The sequence below is a fragment of the Aeromicrobium sp. Root344 genome, from assembly GCF_001425755.1.
GTDB lineage: Bacteria > Actinomycetota > Actinomycetes > Propionibacteriales > Nocardioidaceae > Aeromicrobium.
In genome coordinates, this window is record NZ_LMDH01000001.1 from 1,685,670 (window position 1) to 1,706,030 (window position 20,361).

General features: G+C 69.2%; 16 protein-coding genes. 11 read left to right on the forward strand and 5 right to left on the reverse strand.

Translation table 11 applies throughout. The features are described 5' to 3' along the window. Positions 1 to 10 precede the first annotated feature (10 nt). Positions 11 to 1,483 (forward strand): MFS transporter, encoded by a 1,473-nt coding sequence (locus ASC61_RS08360; RefSeq protein ID WP_056210874.1) that lies wholly within the window; start codon positions 11 to 13, stop codon positions 1,481 to 1,483. A gap of 15 nt (positions 1,484 to 1,498) precedes the next feature. Here ASC61_RS08360 and ASC61_RS08365 read toward each other — a convergent pair whose 3' ends face one another. Beyond that, the gene (locus tag ASC61_RS08365) at positions 1,499 to 2,863 is read right to left on the reverse strand and encodes a neutral zinc metallopeptidase (RefSeq protein WP_056210877.1); all 1,365 of its coding nucleotides are present in this window, start codon (positions 2,861 to 2,863) and stop codon (positions 1,499 to 1,501) included. Between the two features lie 64 nt (positions 2,864 to 2,927). Beyond that, positions 2,928 to 3,413, reverse strand: coding sequence for a hypothetical protein (locus ASC61_RS08370; RefSeq protein WP_056210879.1), 486 nt, complete (start codon positions 3,411 to 3,413; stop codon positions 2,928 to 2,930). Between the two features lie 147 nt (positions 3,414 to 3,560). Here ASC61_RS08370 and dnaK point away from each other — a divergent pair, with 147 nt between their 5' ends. The 6 genes from dnaK to ASC61_RS08400 all read left to right on the forward strand — a co-directional run bounded on the left by dnaK (position 3,561) and on the right by ASC61_RS08400 (position 9,934). Then, positions 3,561 to 5,429: a molecular chaperone DnaK gene (gene dnaK / locus ASC61_RS08375; RefSeq protein ID WP_056210881.1), complete on the forward strand. Its 1,869-nt coding sequence runs from the start codon at positions 3,561 to 3,563 to the stop codon at positions 5,427 to 5,429. Next, positions 5,426 to 6,034: a nucleotide exchange factor GrpE gene (gene grpE, locus ASC61_RS08380; RefSeq protein ID WP_056210883.1), complete on the forward strand. Its 609-nt coding sequence runs from the start codon at positions 5,426 to 5,428 to the stop codon at positions 6,032 to 6,034. Before dnaK ends, grpE begins: the two co-directional genes overlap by 4 nt. A gap of 17 nt (positions 6,035 to 6,051) precedes the next feature. Continuing rightward, on the forward strand, positions 6,052 to 7,176 hold the full coding sequence (gene dnaJ, locus ASC61_RS08385) for a molecular chaperone DnaJ (RefSeq protein ID WP_056210884.1): 1,125 nt from the start codon (positions 6,052 to 6,054) through the stop codon (positions 7,174 to 7,176). Next, a complete protein-coding gene (locus tag ASC61_RS08390) occupies positions 7,176 to 7,559 on the forward strand; it encodes a heat shock protein transcriptional repressor HspR (RefSeq protein ID WP_056210888.1) in 384 nt (127 codons plus the stop codon). Before dnaJ ends, ASC61_RS08390 begins: the two co-directional genes overlap by 1 nt. A 117-nt stretch (positions 7,560 to 7,676) precedes the next feature. Next, a complete protein-coding gene (locus ASC61_RS08395; protein ID WP_056210891.1) occupies positions 7,677 to 9,323 on the forward strand; it encodes a calcium-binding protein in 1,647 nt (548 codons plus the stop codon). Positions 9,324 to 9,403: 80 nt separating this feature from the next. Further along, positions 9,404 to 9,934, forward strand: coding sequence for a hypothetical protein (locus ASC61_RS08400; protein ID WP_157439427.1), 531 nt, complete (start codon positions 9,404 to 9,406; stop codon positions 9,932 to 9,934). 4 nt (positions 9,935 to 9,938) lie between these two features. Here ASC61_RS08400 and ASC61_RS08405 read toward each other — a convergent pair whose 3' ends face one another. Both ASC61_RS08405 and ASC61_RS08410 read right to left on the reverse strand, forming a co-directional pair. Further along, the gene (locus tag ASC61_RS08405; RefSeq protein ID WP_056210895.1) at positions 9,939 to 10,586 is read right to left on the reverse strand and encodes a GNAT family N-acetyltransferase; all 648 of its coding nucleotides are present in this window, start codon (positions 10,584 to 10,586) and stop codon (positions 9,939 to 9,941) included. Next, the gene (locus ASC61_RS08410; protein WP_056210897.1) at positions 10,570 to 11,784 is read right to left on the reverse strand and encodes an Ig-like domain-containing protein; all 1,215 of its coding nucleotides are present in this window, start codon (positions 11,782 to 11,784) and stop codon (positions 10,570 to 10,572) included. The genes ASC61_RS08405 and ASC61_RS08410 overlap by 17 nt, the downstream gene beginning before the upstream one ends. 229 nt (positions 11,785 to 12,013) lie before the next feature. Between ASC61_RS08410 and ASC61_RS08415 the strand changes: the two genes are divergently transcribed. Beyond that, entirely contained in the window at positions 12,014 to 15,394 is a 3,381-nt protein-coding gene (locus tag ASC61_RS08415; RefSeq protein WP_056210899.1) for a pyruvate carboxylase, read from the forward strand. Positions 15,395 to 15,544: 150 nt separating this feature from the next. After that, on the forward strand, positions 15,545 to 16,627 hold the full coding sequence (locus tag ASC61_RS08420; RefSeq protein WP_056210901.1) for a fatty acid desaturase family protein: 1,083 nt from the start codon (positions 15,545 to 15,547) through the stop codon (positions 16,625 to 16,627). A 79-nt stretch (positions 16,628 to 16,706) separates the two neighbouring features. Here ASC61_RS08420 and ASC61_RS08425 read toward each other — a convergent pair whose 3' ends face one another. Continuing rightward, positions 16,707 to 18,239 carry an AMP-binding protein gene (locus ASC61_RS08425; RefSeq protein ID WP_056210903.1) on the reverse strand — a complete coding sequence of 511 codons (1,533 nt, stop codon included), beginning with the start codon at positions 18,237 to 18,239 and terminating at the stop codon, positions 16,707 to 16,709. 133 nt (positions 18,240 to 18,372) lie between these two features. On the opposite strand from ASC61_RS08425, the gene ASC61_RS08430 reads away from it, so the two are divergent. After that, the gene (locus tag ASC61_RS08430; RefSeq protein WP_056210905.1) at positions 18,373 to 19,686 is read left to right on the forward strand and encodes an MFS transporter; all 1,314 of its coding nucleotides are present in this window, start codon (positions 18,373 to 18,375) and stop codon (positions 19,684 to 19,686) included. 3 nt (positions 19,687 to 19,689) lie between these two features. Further along, positions 19,690 to 20,298 carry a gamma carbonic anhydrase family protein gene (locus ASC61_RS08435; RefSeq protein ID WP_056210907.1) on the forward strand — a complete coding sequence of 203 codons (609 nt, stop codon included), beginning with the start codon at positions 19,690 to 19,692 and terminating at the stop codon, positions 20,296 to 20,298. The last annotated feature ends 63 nt before the right edge of the window (positions 20,299 to 20,361 follow it).

Genomic DNA, 20,361 nt, shown 5'->3' on the forward strand with positions numbered 1-20,361 from the left:
TCGACGAGCCATGTCCGCCACGGAGAAGTCGTCGAAGAGTTCTGAGATCGGTCGCATCACCACCGACATCCCGGCCCGGATGGACCGGTTGCCCTGGGCCAGGTGGCACTGGCTCATCGTCATCGGGCTCGGCACCGTGTGGATCCTCGACGGACTCGAGGTCACGATTGTCGGCAACCTCTCCGACGTGCTCAAGGACAAGGACAACGGCCTGGGGCTGACCAGCTCGGACGTCGGCCTGGCCGGCGCGGTCTATGTCGCGGGCGCATGCCTCGGCGCGTTGTTCTTCGGCCAGCTGACCGACCGTTTCGGCCGCAAGAAGCTGTTCATGCTGACCCTGCTGGTCTATCTGGCCGGCACGGTCCTCACGGCGTTCTCGATGAACCCGCTCTGGTACTTCGTCTGCCGCTTCGTCACCGGCACCGGCATCGGCGGCGAGTACGCCGCGATCAACTCCGCGATCGACGAGCTCATCCCCGCGAAGTATCGCGGCCGCATCGACATCGCGATCAACGGCTCGTTCTGGGTCGGCGCGATGGCTGGTGCGCTGCTGACGATCCCGCTGACCGACCCCAACGTCGTCGACCAGGGCATCGGCTGGCGCTTCGCGTTCGGTCTCGGCGCGATCCTCGGCTTCGCCGTGCTGTGGGTGCGGCGCAACGTGCCGGAGAGTCCGCGCTGGCTCTTCATCCACGGCCGCGAGGAGGATGGCGAGCGCATCGTCCAGGAGATCGAGCGCACCGTCGAGCAGGAGGACCGCCTCGAGCTCGAACCGGTCGACGAGACCATCACGATCCGCCAGCGGCGCACGATCCCGTTCACGACGATCGCGCACACGGTCTTCGCGCTCTATCCGCGCCGCACGATCCTCTGCCTGGCGCTGTTCGCCGGTCAGGCGTTCCTCTACAACGCGTTCTTCTTCACGTACGGCGACACGCTCTCGACGTTCCTCGACGTCAAGCAGACGGGTTGGTACGTCGCGGTGTTCGCGTTCAGCAACTTCGTCGGGGCCCTCGTCCTCGGACCGTTGTTCGACAAGGTCGGCCGGGTGCCGATGATCGCCGGGACGTACATCCTGTCGGGCGCCCTGCTCGCGGTCGCCGGCATGTCGCTCGGCAACCTGACGGCCACGACCCTCACGATCTTCGGCGCCGCGGTGTTCTTCATCGCGTCGGCCGGGGCCAGCGCGGCCTACCTGACCGCCAGCGAGGTGTTCCCCATGGAGACCCGCGCGCTGTGCATCGCGTTCTTCTACGCCGTCGGCACGGCGATCGGCGGCATCGCCGGTCCGCTGCTGTTCGGCCGACTGATCGACGATGCGACGGAGTCCAAGGACATCACGCAGATCGCGATCGGCTACTTCATCGGTGCGGGGCTGATGATCGGTGCCGGCATCGTCGCGATCTTTTTGGGCGTGAGGGCCGAGGGTGAGTCGCTCGAGAACATCGCCCGGCCTCTCACCGCCGAGGACAGCCGGAGCTGACCTCGGCGGCGAGGCTCAGCCCTTGTAGGTGACGCAGGGAGCGACGCCGTCCATGACGCCCGTGCGGAACGCCTCGACCCGGCCGTAGCCGGCGCCCTGACGGTCCACGTCTCCGTCGCCACGGAACACCAGCAGCGCCTTGATGCCCTCGTCGAGGTCGCCCGGCGAGAGACTGTAGGAGCTGGTCTTCGAGCGGTCCTGCAGGGCCACGCTGGCCGTGTAGGCGCCGGCGAAGCAGTCACCCTTGAGCGTCGAGTCCTTGGCGTCGGACTCGTCACCGAGCCGCGCCAACGCAGCCAGCCCCCACTGAGTCGCCAGCAGCGTCGTGACCGCGTAGTCGCCGCCCTGCCGGTAGACCTCGGGCATCGTCGTCACGTTGTCGAAGCCGATGTAGTCCTCGGGCACGCAGTAGAACAGTGAGAAGTCGGATGTCGACTCCCCGTTGCAGGTCGGCGCCTTGGCCGGGTCGAACGGCTCGTAGCCCTTCAGCGGGGTCCACGCCTTGCCGTCCGAGATCTTCGGGAAGACCTGGGTCCAGTAGTCCTCGATGTCGTACGGCACCTTGTTGACGATCTCGCCGTACGGCGCGTTGCCGCCGCTGGCCGCGTCCGCCTCGCTGGTGAACGGCAGCTCGAGCACGACGGGAGTGCCGTCCTCGTACGACTTGCACTTCTTGGGCCCGCTGTCGAAGCCGTCCTGGAACGCGGTGACGCGGTCGAAGCCGCTGCCGTGCGCCGAGGCGTCGGTGGCACTGGTGCCGGGGGTGTCCCGCAGGTCGAGGAAACCGGCGAGTGCGTTGTCCAGGTCCGCAGCGGTGACCGTGAACTCCTTGGTCTTCTGGGCGTGCTTGGAGAAGGCGCCGGCGAAGCAGTCCGCCTGCAGCTCCGACGAGACGGTCAGCTTGTTGGCGCTGAAGAACCCGGACCGCTGCTGCACCGCGTGACCCCACTCGTGGGCGAGGATCACGGGGATGACGAAGTCGCCGTACTTCTTCTGCAGGTCGGGCAACAGCTCCTTGGCATCCCAGGCGACCGAGTCGTCGAGCTTGCAGTAGAACGCATTGCCCTGGACGTCGGAGTAGCTGTTGGCGCACTCGGGGCCGGCGGTCGAGTCGGGCGTCGAGGCGAACAGCCCGCCCTTGACCGGCTTGTACTTCTTGCCATAGAGCTTGGGGTACTCGTCGGCCCAGTACGCCTGGAGGTCGGCGATCGACTGGATGGCGAGCTTGTTGACCGGTGCGGACGCGTCGCCGTCGATCTTGACCTTGCTGACGTCGGGCTTGGTGGCCTTGGGCTCGTCCTGGTCGGACGAACCGCCACCGCCGCCGCAGGCCGCGACCAGCGCGATGGTCGTGACAGCGGTCCACAATCTCAGGTTCATGCCCGAAACCTAGCGATCCCGCCCCCGGCCGGTACGTGGTTTCGGGAAATGTGATGAAGCCGGTTCAGTTCTCGCCGTACTCCGGCTCGCCGACGTCGGACTCGTGGCCGTACGTGCGCTGCATCGCGGCATTGAGTGCCGACACCATGTGGGCGATCACGACGGCGACGTAGTCGTTGACCTGTCCGCGGGCCTGGGCGGTCGGCTCGGGCTCCAGGTCGGACGCCGAGAGCTCGAGAACCCGGTCGCTGCCGACGCGGGTCAGCAGCACGGCGGGCTCGTTGGACTCCTTGGCGACCCACACCGCGACGCGGGTCTCGACCGCGGCCTCGGGCACGTCCCGCGAGCGGGCGAGCACGTGCGTCGTGATGACGCCCGAGGGCGGGGCCTGATAACCCGGAGGCGGGGAGACGGCGTGGACCCCGTGGCTGTCGACCTCGATCTCGGCGAGGTGCGCGATGTCGCGGGAGATCTGCCTGGATGCGGTCTCGGTGACGAGCTCGTGGGCCGTGCGGGCCCAGGCGTCGCTGCGGTCGTCGGCCTCGCTCATGCGGTCACAGTAGACCCACGGTGGGCCAAATCTCTTGCCCGGACCCGGAATGATTCGGGTTGGGTCAAAGTTGATAACATCAGACTCAAGTCAGTTGACACACATTCTTGAAGTCACCACAGGCACCCAACAGCAGGAGGAACCACCATGGCCAGAGCGGTCGGAATTGACCTCGGCACGACCAACTCGGTCGTCGCCGTACTCGAAGGCGGCGAGCCCACCGTCATCGCCAACGCCGAAGGCGCCCGGACGACCCCGTCGGTCGTCGCGTTCGCCAAGGACGGCGAGGTGCTGGCCGGTGAGGTCGCCAAGCGCCAGGGCGTGACCAACGTCGATCGCACGATCCGTTCGGTCAAGCGCCACATCGGCACGGACTGGAAGACCGAGATCGACGGCAAGACGTTCACGCCGCAGCAGATCTCGGCGTTCATCCTGCAGAAGCTCAAGCGGGACGCCGAGGCCTACCTCGGTGAGCCCGTCACCGACGCGGTCATCACCGTGCCGGCGTACTTCAACGACCACCAGCGCCAGGCCACCAAGGAGGCCGGCGAGATCGCGGGCCTCAACGTCAGCCGCATCATCAACGAGCCCACCGCGGCCGCGCTGGCCTACGGTCTCGACAAGGCCGACGACCAGACGATCCTGGTGTTCGACCTCGGCGGCGGCACGTTCGACGTGTCCCTGCTCGAGATCGGCGACGGCGTCATCGAGGTCAAGGCCACCAGCGGTGACAACCACCTGGGTGGCGACGACTGGGACGAGAAGATCGTCGACTGGATCGTCACGAAGTTCAAGAGCAGCACGGGCCTCGACCTGACCAAGGACAAGATGGCGATGCCGCGCGTCCGTGAGGCCGCCGAGCGCGCCAAGATCGAGCTGTCGAGCTCGTCGTCGACGTCGATCAACCTGCCCTACATCACGGTCGACGCCGAGAAGAACCCCGTGTTCCTCGACGAGACCCTGACGCGTGCGGAGTTCGAGAAGATCACGCACGACCTGCTCGAGCGCACCAAGGCGCCGTTCAACAGCGTCATCAAGGACGCCGGCATCGCGCTGAGCGCGATCGACCACGTCGTGCTGGTCGGCGGCTCGACCCGCATGCCCGCCGTGACCGCGCTCGTCAAGGAGCTCACCGGCGGCAAGGAGCCCAACAAGGGCGTCAACCCCGACGAGGTCGTCGCGATCGGCGCCAGCCTCCAGGCCGGCGTGCTCAAGGGCGAGGTCAAGGACGTGCTCCTGCTCGACGTCACCCCGCTGAGCCTCGGCATCGAGACCAAGGGTGGCGTCATGACCAAGCTCATCGAGCGCAACACGACGATCCCGACCAAGCGGTCCGAGGTCTTCACGACGGCCGACGACAACCAGCCGTCCGTGGCGATCCAGGTCTACCAGGGCGAGCGCGAGATGGCCTCCGGCAACCAGCTGCTGGCCACGTTCGAGCTCACCGGGCTGCCCCCGGCGCCGCGTGGCGTGCCGCAGATCGAGGTCACGTTCGACATCGACGCCAACGGCATCGTCAACGTGTCCGCCAAGGACCGCGGCACCGGCAAGGAGCAGTCGATGACGATCACGGGCGGCTCGGCGCTGTCCAAGGACGACATCGACAAGATGGTCAAGGACGCCGAGCAGTACGCCGAGGAGGACCGCAAGCGCCGCGAGGCCGTCGAGGTCCGCAACCAGGCCGAGTCGCTGTCGCACTCGACCGAGAAGTTCCTCGCGGAGAACGGCGACAAGGTCGGCGACGACGTCAAGACCGAGGTGCAGGCCGACCTCGACGCGCTCAACGAGGCGCTCAAGGGCGAGGACGCGGACGCCATCCAGGCGGCCGTGACCAAGCTCGGTGAGTCGAGCTCCAAGATGGGCGAGGCGATGTATGCCGCCGCCGCTGCCGAGGCCCAGGCCGCCGGAGCCGACGCCCCCACCGCCGACGCGGCAGACGACGACGGTGACGTCGTCGAGGCCGAGATCGTCGACGACGAGGACGACGCCGCCAAGAACGAGGGTGAGGCGAAGTGACCCAGCCCGACGAGGGCTCGGTCCCCGAGCAGGAGGCGCCGCCGGCTGAGGAGACTCAGCCGGCGGAGGCCCCGGCCGAGCCGGAAGCTCCCAAGGAGCCGACGCTGGAGGAGCAGCTGGCCGAGCGCACGGCTGACCTCCAGCGGCTCCAGGCGGAGTACGTCAACTACAAGCGCCGCGTCGACCGCGACCGTGAGCTCGTCCGCGCTCAGGGGGAGGCGGCTGTGCTGCAGTCGCTGCTGACGGTGCTCGACGACATCTCCCGAGCCGCCGACCACGGCGAGCTCGAGGGTGGCTTCAAGGCCGTCGCCGACGCGCTGCAGCAGGCCGTCGCCAAGCACCAGCTCGCGGCGTTCGGCGCCAAGGGCGAGGCGTTCGACCCCGCGCTGCACGAGGCGGTGTTTCACGCCGGCGAGTCGGCCGAGGTGGACACCACGACCGTCGACACGGTCCTGCGCACGGGCTACAAGGTCGGTGACCGGGTGCTTCGTGCCGCGACCGTCGGCGTGGTCGACCCCGCAGCCGCGGTGGCACCGCAAGAATCAGCAGCACCAGCAGAAGCAGCACAGGACGACGTCCTCACGGACGAAGCGCCTGACGAATAGCCGGAGAGGAGGACGGGATGGCAGCCAGTGACTGGGCGACCAAGGACTTCTACAAGGTCCTCGGCGTCAAGAAGGATGCGTCGCAGGACGACATCAAGAAGGCCTATCGCAAGCTCGCGCGCGACAACCATCCCGACTCCAACCCGGGCAACAAGGCGGCCGAGGAGCGGTTCAAGGAGGTCTCCGAGGCCTACGCCGTGCTCTCGTCCAAGGACAAGCGCAAGGAGTACGACGAGCAGCGCACGCTGTTCGGGCAGTTCCGTGGCGGCAACGCCGGGTTCCGTCCTCCGGGCGGGCCCGGCCAGCCCGACTTCGATGTCAGTGACCTCTTCGGCGGGTTGTTCGGCGGCCGCGCCCGTGGGCGTCAGCGCCAGCCGCAGCCGCGCAAGGGCGACGACCTCGAGACCGAGGCGACGATCACGTTCGAGCAGGCCGTCGAGGGTGCGACCCTGCCCTTGCGGATGACGAGTGACGAGCCGTGCACCAACTGCCACGGCACCGGCGCCAAGCCCGGCACCGTGCCCAAGGTCTGCTCCACGTGCCAGGGCAGCGGCATGGTGACCGGCACGGCCGGCGGGCTGTTCGCGATGACCGAGCCGTGCGACCAGTGCCGGGGCCGGGGGCTCATCGTCGAGCACCCGTGCGACGTGTGCCGCGGCTCGGGCCGGGCGCCCTCGAGCCGCACCCTCAACGTCAAGGTGCCGGCCGGCGTCAAGGACGGTCAGCGCATCCGGCTCAAGGGCAAGGGCGGCAAGGGTGACGCCGGCGGCCCCGCCGGCGACCTGTTCCTGGTGGTCCACGTCGAGCCGCACAAGCTGTTCGGCCGCAAGGGCGACCACTTGACGATCACGGTGCCGGTGGCGTTCGACGAGGCCGCCCTCGGCGCGCAGATCCAGGTGCCGACACTCGACGGGCCGCCCGTACGCATCAAGATCCCGGCCGGCACGCCCAACGGGCGTACGTTCCGGGCCACCGGCAAGGGCGCCATGAAGAAGGCCGGTGGACGCGGCGACCTGCTCGTCACGGTCGAGGTACAGGTACCGACCGAGCTTCCCGACGAGGCCAAGGCCGCGATCGAGACGTTGCGAGACCTGCGCGGAGCATCCACGCCCCGCGATGGATTGTTCGAGGCGGTGACCTGATGAGCTCCACTCCGTTCAGCCCTCCGGGGCCCGAGGCCAAGGTCTTCGTGATCAGCGTGGCGGCCGAGCTGTCCGGGCTGCATCCGCAGACCCTGCGCACCTACGACCGCCTCGGCCTGGTCGAGGCCGGCCGCACCGGCGGTGGCGGCCGGCGCTACTCGCTCCGTGACATCGAGCTGCTGCGCACCGTGGCCCGGCTCACCGCCGAGGGGCTCGGGCTCGAGGGCGTCAAGCGCGTCATCGAGCTGGAGAACCAGGTGCTGGCCCTGCAGGAGAAGGTCGCCGAGCTGCAGGCCGCGCTCGCCCAGACCAAGCTCCCGCAGAACCTGCCCGCGCTGATCGCCGACCAGCACGTCGTGATCTGGCACCAGAAGCGCCGCTGAGCTCACGATCGGGACAGGCGTTCACCACTTCCTCGGTTGTGCCTCCGCGGCCCCGCTCAGTCTGCCAAACTGCTGGTACGACGCCCGCCACGGGCATCGACTTGCCCCGAGGGTCCTATGTCCAGCCTCACGCCTGCTCGTCGTCCGCGACGCACGATGGCGCGTCTCGCCGTGCTCAGCGCGACGACGCTGTACCTCGCGATCGCCCCGGGTCCGGCCTCGGCTGATCCGTTCCCCAACATCGTCACCGGAACGGCGGGCGCCGACGTCATCGAGGGGACGGACATCTCGGACATCGTCTGGGCTCATGAGGGCGATGACATCGTCAGGGGGCACGGCAGCTACGACGGCTTGCACGGCATGGCCGGCGACGACACGCTCTTCGGCAACGAGGGTGATGACAGTCTCAGCGGTGACGACGGCAACGACACGCTCTGGGGCGACATCGGTGACGACCACCTCGACGGGGGTCCCGGCGCGGACGTCCTGAACGGGGGCGACGGCGACGACTTCGTGCAAGGTCGCGAAGGAGTCGACCGACTCGACGGCGGTGCAGGCAACGACGAGCTGGACGGCCGCGAGGACGACGACGTGATCTACGGCCGTGACGGCAACGACCTGCTGAGCGACGGCGTGTTGATGGTCGGTGGTGAAGGGAACGACACGCTCGCCGGTGGCTCCGGACACAGCCGGATGGAAGGCGGACCGGGCAACGACGTCCTCAGGACCGGGGTCGGCAACGACGTCCTGGATGGTGGCACCGGCAACGACGTGCTGTGCCGGGGCGCCGAAGGTGGAGCCACGCTGATCGGCGGACCGGGCAACGACATCGCCTGCGCCGAGCCGGACGAGGCGAACCTGGCCCCCAACACGCGCACGGTCGTCGAGACGACCGGCAACGACCAGGTGCTGGACGACGAGCACGAGCAGAGCGTTCCGACGAAGTACTCGCTGACGGCGGCCACGGCCGAGAACCCGTCGTGGATCACCGCGACCATCGACCCCGACACCGGCGCGATCGCCGTGGACGTCGGCGACTACAACGCGATCCAGATGACCGACAACGTCGGTGTCGGCGACGGCATGACGCCGCCGACGGAGCTCGGGCCGGCCCCGTTCGCCGAGGCCGGGTTCGGCTACATCGCCCGCCGCTCCGACCCGGTCCTCGGCACGGTCGAGACCACGAGCTGGCTGTACGTCGTGGTGGACCGCCCGACACCCCTCGACGTCGACGTCCCGCCGACTGTCGACGGCACCGAGAAGGCCGGCCAGGTGCTGGTCGCCACGACGCCGCAGTTCGGTCCGGCGGCGCAGGACGTGGACTACCAGTGGCTTCGTGGATCCACGCCGATCGCCGGTGCGACCGCTTCCAGCTACCGACTCGGTGCAGCCGACGTCGGCTCGACCGTCGCCGTGCGGACCATCGGTCGACGCGACTCGTACATCGCGCGTTCCGTGCGCTCCGACGCCTCCGCGACGATCGCCAAGGCGACGTCGACGGTGAGGACCACCGCGACGGCCCTCGGAGGGCGCCGGACCAGGATCGGGGTCGTCGTCACAGCGCCGGGGCTCACCCCGACCGGCCGCATCACCGTCCGGCGCGGTTCGAAGATCGTCGCCACCGGTCGTGCGCTCTCGTCTGGTCGCGTGACCCTGACCCTCTCGCGGCAGGCGACGGGCCGGACGCGCTACACCGTGACCTATTCGGGCTCGAGTGCCGTGGGCGGCCGTACCGTTCACACCGCCTATCTCCGCATCCGCTAGCGCTCCGGCGGCGCCCTGCCGGTGATCGGGGCCCCCCGGTTAATCTGGCACGACGTGTTCGGGTGGGACGACGATCGGGGATGCATGTGAGTCAGGTGCGCGTACGACTGGGAGTGGCGGCTGCGGCGGCGATCTTGCTGGCGGGCTGCGGCGGGGGATCGGACGAGCCGTCTGACCCGTCGACGAAGGCTCCGCCGTCATCGGCGCCGGCGACCACGAGCGACGCCCCGGCGGAGCCCACCACGAGCGGCACGTTCAGCGTCAGCGGCTCGGTGGAGGGGCAGGGCGACCTGTCCGAGATCGTCTGCGTGCCGATCGAGGGCGGCATCCAGGTGACGGCGAAGTTCGCGGCCTCGGGCAAGACCGGCTCGTTGACTGTGCTCTCCGGGCCGGCCCCCAGCGACCACGAGCGGGGCGACTCGTTCACGGTCAAGGGCGACAAGATCTTGATGTTCACGAGGATCTCGGCGGACAGCCTGCCGTACGCCATCAAGGACGACGGGTCGAAGGTCACCGGATCGGTCACGCTCGCCGAGATGGGCGACATCGCCAAGCCGCTCGGCGACCGCAAGCAGGTCACGCTCACGGTCGACATCGACTGCGGGACGTAGCGGATCAGCGTTCGTCGAACGGGGTCATCGGCGGATGGATGTGGGTCAGGTCCGCGGCGCGGTGCGCCCAGGTGTCGGCGTTGCGGAGCCGCTCGCCCATCGCCGTGCGTTGACCGTCGGCCCACAGCCGTGACCCGTGGCGCGCGACGCTGAGCGTGCCGGCGGCAACGAGCATGGCGGTGGCGATGTTGCGTCGGCGCCAGGTCGGAGCGACGTAGATCTGGTCGATCTCGCCGGTGTTGGGGTACCACCGCAGGGCGCCGAGCTGCTCCTCGCTCGCGGCGCCCAGCTCGCGCAGTCGTGCACGGTCGACCAAGGCGCCGGGCGGCACGTCGTAGCCCGTGAAGGCGATGACGGTCGCGGTCGGCGGTGTGGCGGTCGGGTCGGGGAGATCGGCGAACCACAAGGGCGGCGCCTTGGGCGCGACGTCGGCGGACACGGCGAGCTCGGCCACCTGCCCGCCGGCGTAGCGAGCCACGCACATCACGTGCGGGTCGAGCGCCTCGGACGCCTGTGGTTCGGGCAGCTCGACGAGCACACCGTCACCGTGCTCGGCCGTCGCCGGCATGACTGCCAGCCAGGCGGGGGTGCCGTCGCCGTTGAGCGCGAGGCACCGCCACCAGCCTTCGAGCCCCTCAGTCGGTAGGGGCATGGGCGCCCGGGCGCCGTCCTCGTGCCGTCAGCCAACCACCGGCGATCAGGAGCAGCGCGCCGATGCCGAAGATCCGTGGGTCAGCGCCACCGGTGTCGGGCAGCGCCTGGTCGCCATCGACGGCCTCCTGCGGCCGGACCGTCACCGTCACCGTTGCCGACGCAGTGCCGTTGGGCGTGCTGTAGCGATAGTCGAACGTGTCCGTGCCGGCGAAGCCGTCGTCGGGCGTGTAGGTGATCTCGCCGTTGCGGACCTTCGCGGTTCCGTCACCGGGATCCGAGGTCACGGTCAGGCCGCTGACCGGTGCCCCGTTGACCGGGTCGTCGTTGTCGAGCACGTCGATGTCGACGGCGACTCCCTCGTCGGTGGTGGCCTTGTCGTCGACCGCGATCGGCGGCAGCCCAGGATCGTTGAACAGTGCCGTGAATCCGCCGATCTGGGCGCAGGGATTCTCGTCGGAGAACACGCAGGGATCGATCGTGGCGGTCGACGTGTCGCGGAGGAGGTTGGGCATCACGGTCGTCTGCCGCACCGTGATGGTGCTTCCCGGAGCCGCGAGGAAGATCTGGTCCGGCGGGATGATCCCGGGCGTGACGGTGACGCCGCTGGCCTGCGCCCTGGCCCGGTCGACCTCAGGGACGGTGTCGCCGAGGCAGTAGGTTGCCGTGGTGCCTGGTAGCTGGGTGCTGGCATTGGTCGTGCAGGTGAACGTCCGGCTGCCACCGTCGACGTTCGGCCCGGCCTCCGTGATCGTGATCGTGGTGCCGGCGGTGGTCGTGCCGGCGGGAACGTACGACCCGTCGGCGACCTGGACGCCCACGCGGTACTTCTGGGTGCCGAAGTTCGGTTCGACCTCGGCCTGCACCGCTGCGTCGGAGCCGGTCTTGAGCTCGCCCGACGTCGCGCCCTTGCGGATGTCGGCATGAGGCGTACGCGTCGGGGGCGCCTCCTCGGTCGGTTCCGTCGGTTCGGTCGGTTCGGTGGTCTCGCCGCCCGGGGTGCCGGGATCCTCGTCGGTCGTCGGCGGTGTCGGGGTGGTCGGCGTGGGATCGGTCGTCTCGGTCGGCTCCGGCGTGGGTGCGTCCTCGGCGAGGGCGGCCGGCGCGACGACGAGCAGTGACGCGAGCCCGGCTGCGCCGCCGATGGCGAGCCTGGCGGTGGTCGCGCGGAACCCGGACGGACGAGCGGAACGAGACATCGGAACTCCCTGGTGCTGTGGCGATTCGCCTGTCCACGAATCTCCCTGATCATCGCCGGGCCCGGGGGTTTCGGCAACCAGATTGGGAAATTGCGTCGCTCGTACGCGAGAAGTTGTCCGTGAACGGCCGCCATCTCACGGACTGAACATGAGGGAACCCTCGCAATGTGCTCGTGACATCCGAGCGATAGGTTGACCCCGACGCTTCCGCCGAGCAAGGACGATCCCGTTGTTCCAGAAGATTCTCGTCGCCAACCGTGGTGAGATCGCGATTCGCGCGATTCGTGCTGCCCACGAGCTGGGCGCCCAGACCGTTGCGGTCTTCCCCCACGAGGACCGTGGCTCAGAGCACCGCGTACGCGCGGACGAGGCGTACGAGATCGGCGACCTGGGTCACCCGGTGCGGGCCTACCTCGACCCGGAGGCGATCGTCGAGGTCGCGGTCAACGCCGGCGCCGACGCGATCTATCCCGGCTACGGATTCCTGTCGGAGAACCCTGACCTCGCCGAGGCGTGCGAGCGCGCCGGCATCACGTTCATCGGGCCGCCCAAGCAGGTCCTGGAGCTGACCGGCAACAAGGCGTCGGCGATCGCCGCGGCCAAGGCCGCCGGGGTCCCGACGCTCAAGTCCGTCGAGCCCTCGGCCGACGTCGACGCGCTCATGTCGGCGTCGGACGTCCTGACCTACCCGCTGTTCGTGAAGGCGGTCGCCGGTGGTGGTGGCCGTGGCATGCGCCGGGTCGACGACCCGGCCAGGCTGCGTGAGTCGATCGAGGCGGCGATGCGCGAGGCCGACGGAGCGTTCGGCGACCCGACCTGCTTCATCGAGGAAGCCGTGGTCGACGCCCGGCACATCGAGGTCCAGATCCTCGCCGACCAGCAGGGCAATGTCGTGCACCTGAGGGAGCGCGACTGCTCCGTGCAGCGCCGCCACCAGAAGGTCGTCGAGATCGCCCCGGCGCCCAACCTCGATCGGGCGACGCGCAAGGCGATGTGCGCCGACGCCGTGAAGTTCGCCCAGTCGATCCGCTACTCGTGCGCCGGCACGGTCGAGTTCCTGCTCGGCGCCGACGGTCGCTACGTGTTCATCGAGATGAACCCGCGGATCCAGGTCGAGCACACCGTGACCGAGGAGGTCACCAACGTCGACCTCGTGCAGGCGCAGATGCGCATCGCTGCCGGCGACTCGTTGGCTGACCTCGACCTGGCCGACCAGTCGACGATCAAGGCACGTGGCTTCGCGCTGCAGTGCCGCATCACGACCGAGGACCCGGCCAACGGCTTCCGGCCCGACACCGGCACGATCACGTCCTACCGGTCGCCCGGCGGCCCGGGCGTACGCCTCGACGGCGGCACCACGTTCACCGGCGCCGTCGTCAGCGCGCACTTCGACTCGATGCTGTCCAAGCTGACCTGCCGCGGCCGCGACTTCGAGGCCGCGGTCACCCGGGCCGAGCGCGCGCTCGGTGAGTTCCACGTCGGCGGGGTCTCGACCAACATCCCGTTCCTCAAGGGGTTGCTCGCCAACCCCGACTTCCGCGCCGGGCACGTCACGACGACGTTCATCGAGGGTCACCCCGAGCTGCTCGAGGCACACGGTGCCTCCGACCCGGCGGGCAAGATCTTGTCGTGGCTCGCCGACGTCACGGTCAACAAGCCCAACGGTGCCGCCCCGACGGTGGTCGACCCGCGTTCCAAGCTGCCCGAGGTGGACCTCTCGGTGGCGCCGCCGGACGGCTCACGCCAGCTGCTCCTGCAGCTCGGGCCCGAGGGCTTCGCCGCGGCACTGCGCCAGCGCGACACCGTCGGGGTCACCGACACGACCTTCCGCGACGCCCACCAGTCACTGCTGGCGACCCGCGTACGTACGCGCGACCTCGTGACGGTGGCGCCGTACGTCGCGCGGACGACTCCGCAGCTGTTGAGCATCGAGGCGTGGGGCGGTGCGACGTACGACGTGGCGCTGCGGTTCCTCAAGGAGGACCCGTGGGACCGCCTCGCGGCGATGCGTGAGGCGGCGCCCAACATCTGCCTGCAGATGCTGCTGCGCGGCCGCAACACCGTCGGCTACACGCCCTATCCGACCGAGGTGACCGACGCGTTCGTGGCCGAGGCGGCGGAGACCGGCATCGACATCTTCCGCATCTTCGACGCGCTCAACGACGTCGACCAGATGCAGCCGGCGATCGAGGCCGTACGTGCGACCGGCACGGCCGTGGCGGAGGTCGCCCTCTGCTACACCGCCGACCTCTCGGACCCTGACGAGAAGCTCTACACGCTCGACTACTACCTGCGCCTCGCCGACCGCATCGTCGAGGCCGGCGCACACGTCCTGGCGATCAAGGACATGGCCGGGCTCCTGCGGGCGCCCGCAGCTCGTACGCTCGTCCGCGCGTTGCGCGAGCGGTTCGACCTGCCGGTGCACCTGCACACCCACGACACCCCTGGTGGGCAGCTCGCCACGTTGGTCGCGGCGATCGAGGCCGGGGTCGACGCGGTCGACGCGGCATCCGCCGCGCTGGCCGGCACCACCAGCCAGCCACCGATGTCGGCACTGGTCGCGGCCACGAACCACTCCGAACGTACGACCGGCCTCGACATCGACGCGGTCAACGCGCTCGAGCCCTACTGGGAGGCCACCCGCCGGCTCTACGCGCCGTTCGAGTCCGGGCTGCCCGCGCCCACCGGCCGGGTCTACCGCCACGAGATCCCCGGGGGCCAGCTGTCCAACCTCCGCCAGCAGGCGATCGCTCTGGGGCTCGGCGAGAAGTTCGAGCAGATCGAGGACATGTACGCCGCGGCCAACGACATCCTCGGCAATGTCGTCAAGGTGACGCCGTCGTCCAAGGTCGTCGGCGACCTCGCACTCCACCTCGTCGCAGTCGGTGCCGACCCCAAGGCCTTCGCCGACGACCCGGCGTCGTTCGACATCCCCGAGTCTGTCATCGGCTTCCTCTCCGGCGAGCTGGGCGACCCGCCCGGCGGCTGGCCCGAGCCGTTCCGCACCAAGGCGCTGCAGGGCCGCAACGCCAAGCCCAAGGTCACCGAGCTGACCGCCGAGGATCGTGCCGGCCTGGCCGACGACCGGCGGCACACCCTCAACCGGCTGCTGTTCCCCGGCCCGACCCAGGACTTCGACAAGGCGCACGCGGAGTTCGGCGACCTGTCGGCCGTACCGACGGGCGCCTTCCTCTACGGACTGCGCAACGACGACGAGACCGAGGTCGAGGTCTCCGAGGGCAACCTGCTCCTGTTCGGCGTCGAGGCCATCGGCGACGCCGACGAACGGGGCATGCGCAACGTGCTCGGCACGATCAACGGCCAGCTCCGCCCCACCGAGGTGCGCGACCGCTCCGTCGACTCCAAGGTCGCCGCCTCGGAGAAGGCAGACTCGACCAACCCGCAGCACGTCGCCGTCCCGTTCGCCGGCGTCGTCCACGCGACTGTCGCCGAGGGCGACACGGTCGAGGCCGGCCAGACCGTCGCCACGATCGAGGCCATGAAGATGGAGGCCTCGATCACCAGCCCCAACGCCGGCACCGTCGCGCGTCTCGTCATCCCCGACACCCGCCAGGCCGAGGGCGGCGACCTGCTCCTGGTGCTTGGCTGACCCTCCGACCTGCAGCGATGCTGTTCTCGCGAAGTTCACAGGTTTTCGAGGCGCTCATGACACGTACGCGTGCAACGATGGTGGAGCGTAGACAGTTTGCGGCGGTAGGCCCGATGATGCGTGCACGGTCCTCAAGGGAAGGGGCCGCACATGACGCAAGAAGCCCAGACAGACACCGCTCCCAGTGAGCAATACGTCAGTCATTTCACCGAGCTGATGCAGGACGTCAAGGCGTCCGGGCTGCTGGAGCGGGCCCACATCTACTACTGGCTGCAGATCGGTGCGCACGTCGGCGCGTTCTTCGCCATCTGGGCCGGGTTCTTCTGGCTCGGCAACTCGTGGTTCCAGCTGATCCTGGCCGCAGCCCTCGGCGTCATCGTCACGCAGTTCGGCTTCCTCGGCCACGACGCGGCACACCGTCAGATGTTCACGTCCTCGGCATGGAACGCGTGGACCGCGCGCATCCTCGCCGGAGCGTTCGCCGGGCTGAGCTTTGCCTGGTGGCGGGCCAAGCACAACATGCACCACAAGGGTCCCAACCTCGAGGGCTACGACCCTGACATCGGACCGGGCGCCATCGCGTTCACGCCCGGCATCGTGGCGCAGCGCACCGAAGGATTCGCGGGGTGGTTCGTCAAGCGGCAGGGCTGGCTGTTCTTCCCCCTGCTGACGCTCGAGGGTCTCAACCTGCACGCCGAGTCGATCCGCGCCGCGCGCGACAAGGAGTCCAACCAGCCGTGGCGGCGGGTCGAGCTGTTCCTGGTCGTCACGCGCCTCACCGCGTACGTCGCAGTGCTCCTGACGTTCCTGCCGCTCGGCAAGGCGGTGTCATTCTTCGCGATCCAGATGGCGGTGTTCGGGTTCTGCCTCGGCGCCTCGTTCGCCCCCGCGCACAAGGGCATGCCGATCATCCCGCCGGAGATGAAGCTCGACTTCCTGCGCCGCCAGGTCATGGTGTCGCGCAACGTCCGCGGCAACCCCGTCGTCGACTGGGCCATGGGCGGGCTCAACTACCAGATCGAGCACCACCTGTTCCCCAACATGCCGCGGTGCAACCTCAAGAAGGCGCAGCCGCTCGTCCGCGCGCACTGCGAGCGCGAGGGCATCGACTACATGGAGGTCGGGCTCTTCCACTCGTACGCGATCGTCGTCGACTACCTCAACAACGTCGGCCTGCGCGCCCGCGATCCGTTCGACTGCCCGCTGTCGGCCCAGCTCCGCGCCCCCGGCTGACGGCCCCAACTTTTGAAGCGTTGCGCAGGTTCTCGCGCTCGGGAGCCTGCGCACGTCTTCAAAAGTTGGTGACCGGCGTCTAGTTGACCTGGCGGTCGTGGCCCTCCCAGTAGGGCTGGCGCAGCTTGAACTTCTGCAGCTTGCCGGTCGCGGTGCGGGCCAGCTCGTCGCGGAACTCGATCTTCTTGGGGCACTTGTAGCCCGCGAGGTGCTCACGGCAGTGCGCGATCAGTCCGGCTTCATCGACCGGCTCGGCGTCGGGGTCGAGCACGACCAGCGCGGTGACGAGCTCGCCCCACTTGTCGTCCGGGATGCCGATCACGGCGACCTCACGCACCGAGGGGTGCGAGCTCAGGGCGTCCTCGACCTCGATCGACGAGACGTTCTCGCCGCCGGTGATGATGACGTCCTTCTTGCGGTCGGCGATCGCGATGTAGCCGTCCTCGAACGTGCCGCCGTCACCGGTGTGGAACCAGTTGTCGGCCTGCGCCTCGGCGGTCGCCTCCGGGTTGTCCCAGTACGCCTCAAGGTTGTGGTTGGACTGTGCCAGCACCTCGCCTTCGTCGTCGATCTTCATGCGTACGCCGATGACGGGCGCACCGGCACGGCCCAGGTTGACGGCCTGCTGGTGCGGGTCGAGGTCGTCCCACTCAGCGCGCATGCGTGCCATCGTCAGCAGGGGTGCGGTCTCGGTGAGGCCGTAGATCTGGATGAACTCCCAGCCCAGCTCCTCGCGTACGCGCTCGATCGTGCGGGTCGGCGGCGGCGCGCCGGCGACGATGATGCGTACGCGGTCACGGCCAGGGATCTCGCCGTCCCAGGTCTTCGCCCCGTCGAGCGCGGCCGTGACGACCGCGGGCGCCGCGCAGAGGTAGGTGACGCCGTGCTGCTCGATGCGCTTGAGGATCTCGGTGCCGTCGACCTGGCGCAGCACGACGTGTGTGGCGCCCATGCCGGTCGCGGCGAACGGGTGCCCCCATCCGTTGGCGTGGAACATCGGCAGCGTGTGGAGATAGACGTCGCGGTCCGAGACCGACGCCTGCCAGCCGAACACGGTCGCGTTGAGCCAGTTGTTGCGGTGCGTGAGCTGGACGCCCTTGGGTCGCGCGGTCGTGCCCGACGTGTAGTTGATCGTCGCCGTCGCACCCTCGTCGCCCTCCCAGGGCTGCGGCTCCGCCGTCGAGCCCCAGATCTTGTCGTCGTCCTCGCCGAGCACGAACGTCCGCTTGCAGTCGACCTCGTCGACGAGGTGCCGCAGCGCGGGGTCGACCATCAGCACCTCGGCGCCGGAGTGCTCCACGATGTAGCGGATCTCGGCGACCGCGAGCCGGAAGTTGATCGGCACCAGGACGCGGCCCCAGCCCGAGACGCCGAAGAACGACGTCAGCAGCCGCGCGGAGTTCTGCGACACGACCGCGACGCGACCGCCGACCGGCACGCCCATCTCGTCCAGCGACGCAGCCTGGGCCCGAGCCCGTCGGCCCAGCTCGGCGTACGTGATCTCGCCCCACGACTCGGCCGGCTGGTCGGGCTCGTCGATGACGGCGATGCGATCGGGATAGACCGTGACGGCGCGGTCGAGGAAGTCCATGACGGTCAACGGGTAGAACACGGGTGCCTCCTGGGCGTGACGTGGCTCATGTCTATCGTGCACCCCGCTGCGAGGAGGTTGCACCCCCAGCAGGACCTGTCACACGTATGGGCGAGAGTGGGTCAGTGCCCACGACTTCTTCTCGCGCGTACGCATGAGCAGCGCCGACGCCAAGCCCTGTCGCCCGCCCCTCAGCAGCTTCTGGAGAGACCTGCCCCGCGAGGGCCGGTTGCTGCTGTCCGTCGTCGCGTTCCAGTTCATCGGCACCGGGCTCGTGCTGCCGTTCTGGGTCGTCTACCTCCACGAGATCCGCGGGTTCAGCCTCGACACCGTCGGCCTGCTGATGGCGTTGCTGTCCCTGGCGGGGTTCCTGGTGCTGGGGCCCGGCGGCGTCGTCATCGATCGCATCGGAGCGCGCAAGGCCATGATCGCCTCGCTCCTGGCCGCGTTCACGGGACAGCTGATCATGGCGTTCGCCACCACGGTGCCGGTCGCCGCCGTCGGGCTCGCGCTCGTCGGCTCCTCGTTCGGCCTGGCCTGGCCCGCCTCGCAGTCGATGGTGGCGACGATCGTCCCCTCGCGCATCCGGCCACGCTACTTCGGCATGAACTTCGCCCTGCTCAACCTCGGTGTCGGAGTCGGCGGCATCATCGGCGGGATCGTCGCTGACGTGTCGCGGCCGGTCACGTTCCAGATCATGTACCTCGCCGAGGCCACCAGCTATCTGCCCGCCCTGATCCTCCTGCTGGGACCCTTGCGTCACGTCGGCGGACCGCATCGCAGCGAACCGCACGAGCACGCGACCGCCGACGCGGCCGGAGTCAGCTATCTCGCGTTGCTGCGCCGACCGGCTGTGCTGTCGTTGACCCTGCTCTCGTTCGCCGCGGCGTTCGTCGGCTACGCCCAGCTCAACGCCGGCATGCCGGCCTACGCACGAGCTGTCAGTGAGGTGTCCACGCGGGCGCTGGGCTGGGCGTTCGCCGCCAACACCTTGGTCATCGTGCTGCTGCAGCTGCTGGTGCTGCGCCACATGGAGGGCCGCCGGCGCACCCGCGTCGTCGTGGCGATGGCCCTCATGTGGGCGGTCTCGTGGCTGCTCCTGAGCGCCTCGTCGTTGATCCCGGGCACCCTCGGCGCATCGCTCCTGGTCGCTGCCTGTGCCTCGGTCTTCGCTCTCGGCGAGACCCTGCTCCAGCCAACCGTGCCCGCCATGGTCAACGACCTGGCCCCCGACCACCTGCGCGGCCGCTACAACGCCATCAGCTCGGCAGGTTTCCAGGCGGCGTCCGTCACGGGGCCGCCCGTCGCCGGCCTGCTGATCGACCGCGGACTGGGCGCGGCCTGGATCGGGATGCTCCTGGTCGGGGTGCTGGTGGTGGTCGTGGTCTCGGTGCTCTGGGTCGAGCCGCAGCTTCCGGCCGCGGCCAATGGCGTTGGGCAGCCGGCCGATGTCGGCGATAGCGTCTGAGGCATGTTGATCGAGCATCGTGGAGCCAGCCCTCGCATCGACCCTTCGGCCTACGTCGCACCCACGGCGGTCATCAGCGGCGACGTCACGATCGGCGCTGATGTCCGCGTCCTGCACGGTGCCGTCGTGACCGCTGAGGACGGCAGCGTGACGATCGGTGCTCGCGTCGTCGTGATGGAGCACGCGCTCGTACGCGGTCGGGCGACGCATCCCGTGTCGATCGGCGACGACGTCATGATCGGGCCGCACGCGCACGTCAACGGTGCGACGATCGCCGACGAGGTGTTCATCGCGACCGGTGCGTCGCTGTTCCCCGGCTCGTCCGTCGAGACCGGGTCGGAGCTGCGCATCAACAGCGTGCTGCAGGTCAACTCCCGGATCGGCCCGGGGGAGTCGCTGCCGATCGGGTGGGTCGCGGTCGGAGACCCGGCGCAGATGTTCCCGCCCGAGCGGCACGACGAGATCTGGCCCATCCAGCGCGAGCTCGACTTCAGCGGCACGGTCTACGGCGTGGCGCAGGGCTCGGGGATGCGCGACATCATGCGCCAGCAGGCCGAGTTCTTCGCCGCGCACGTCGACGACCGGGTCGTCGGCCAGGACTACTTCTCGTAGCCGTAGAACCCCTGGCCGGTCTTCTTGCCGAGCAGTCCGGCGTCGACCATGCGGTCGAGCAGC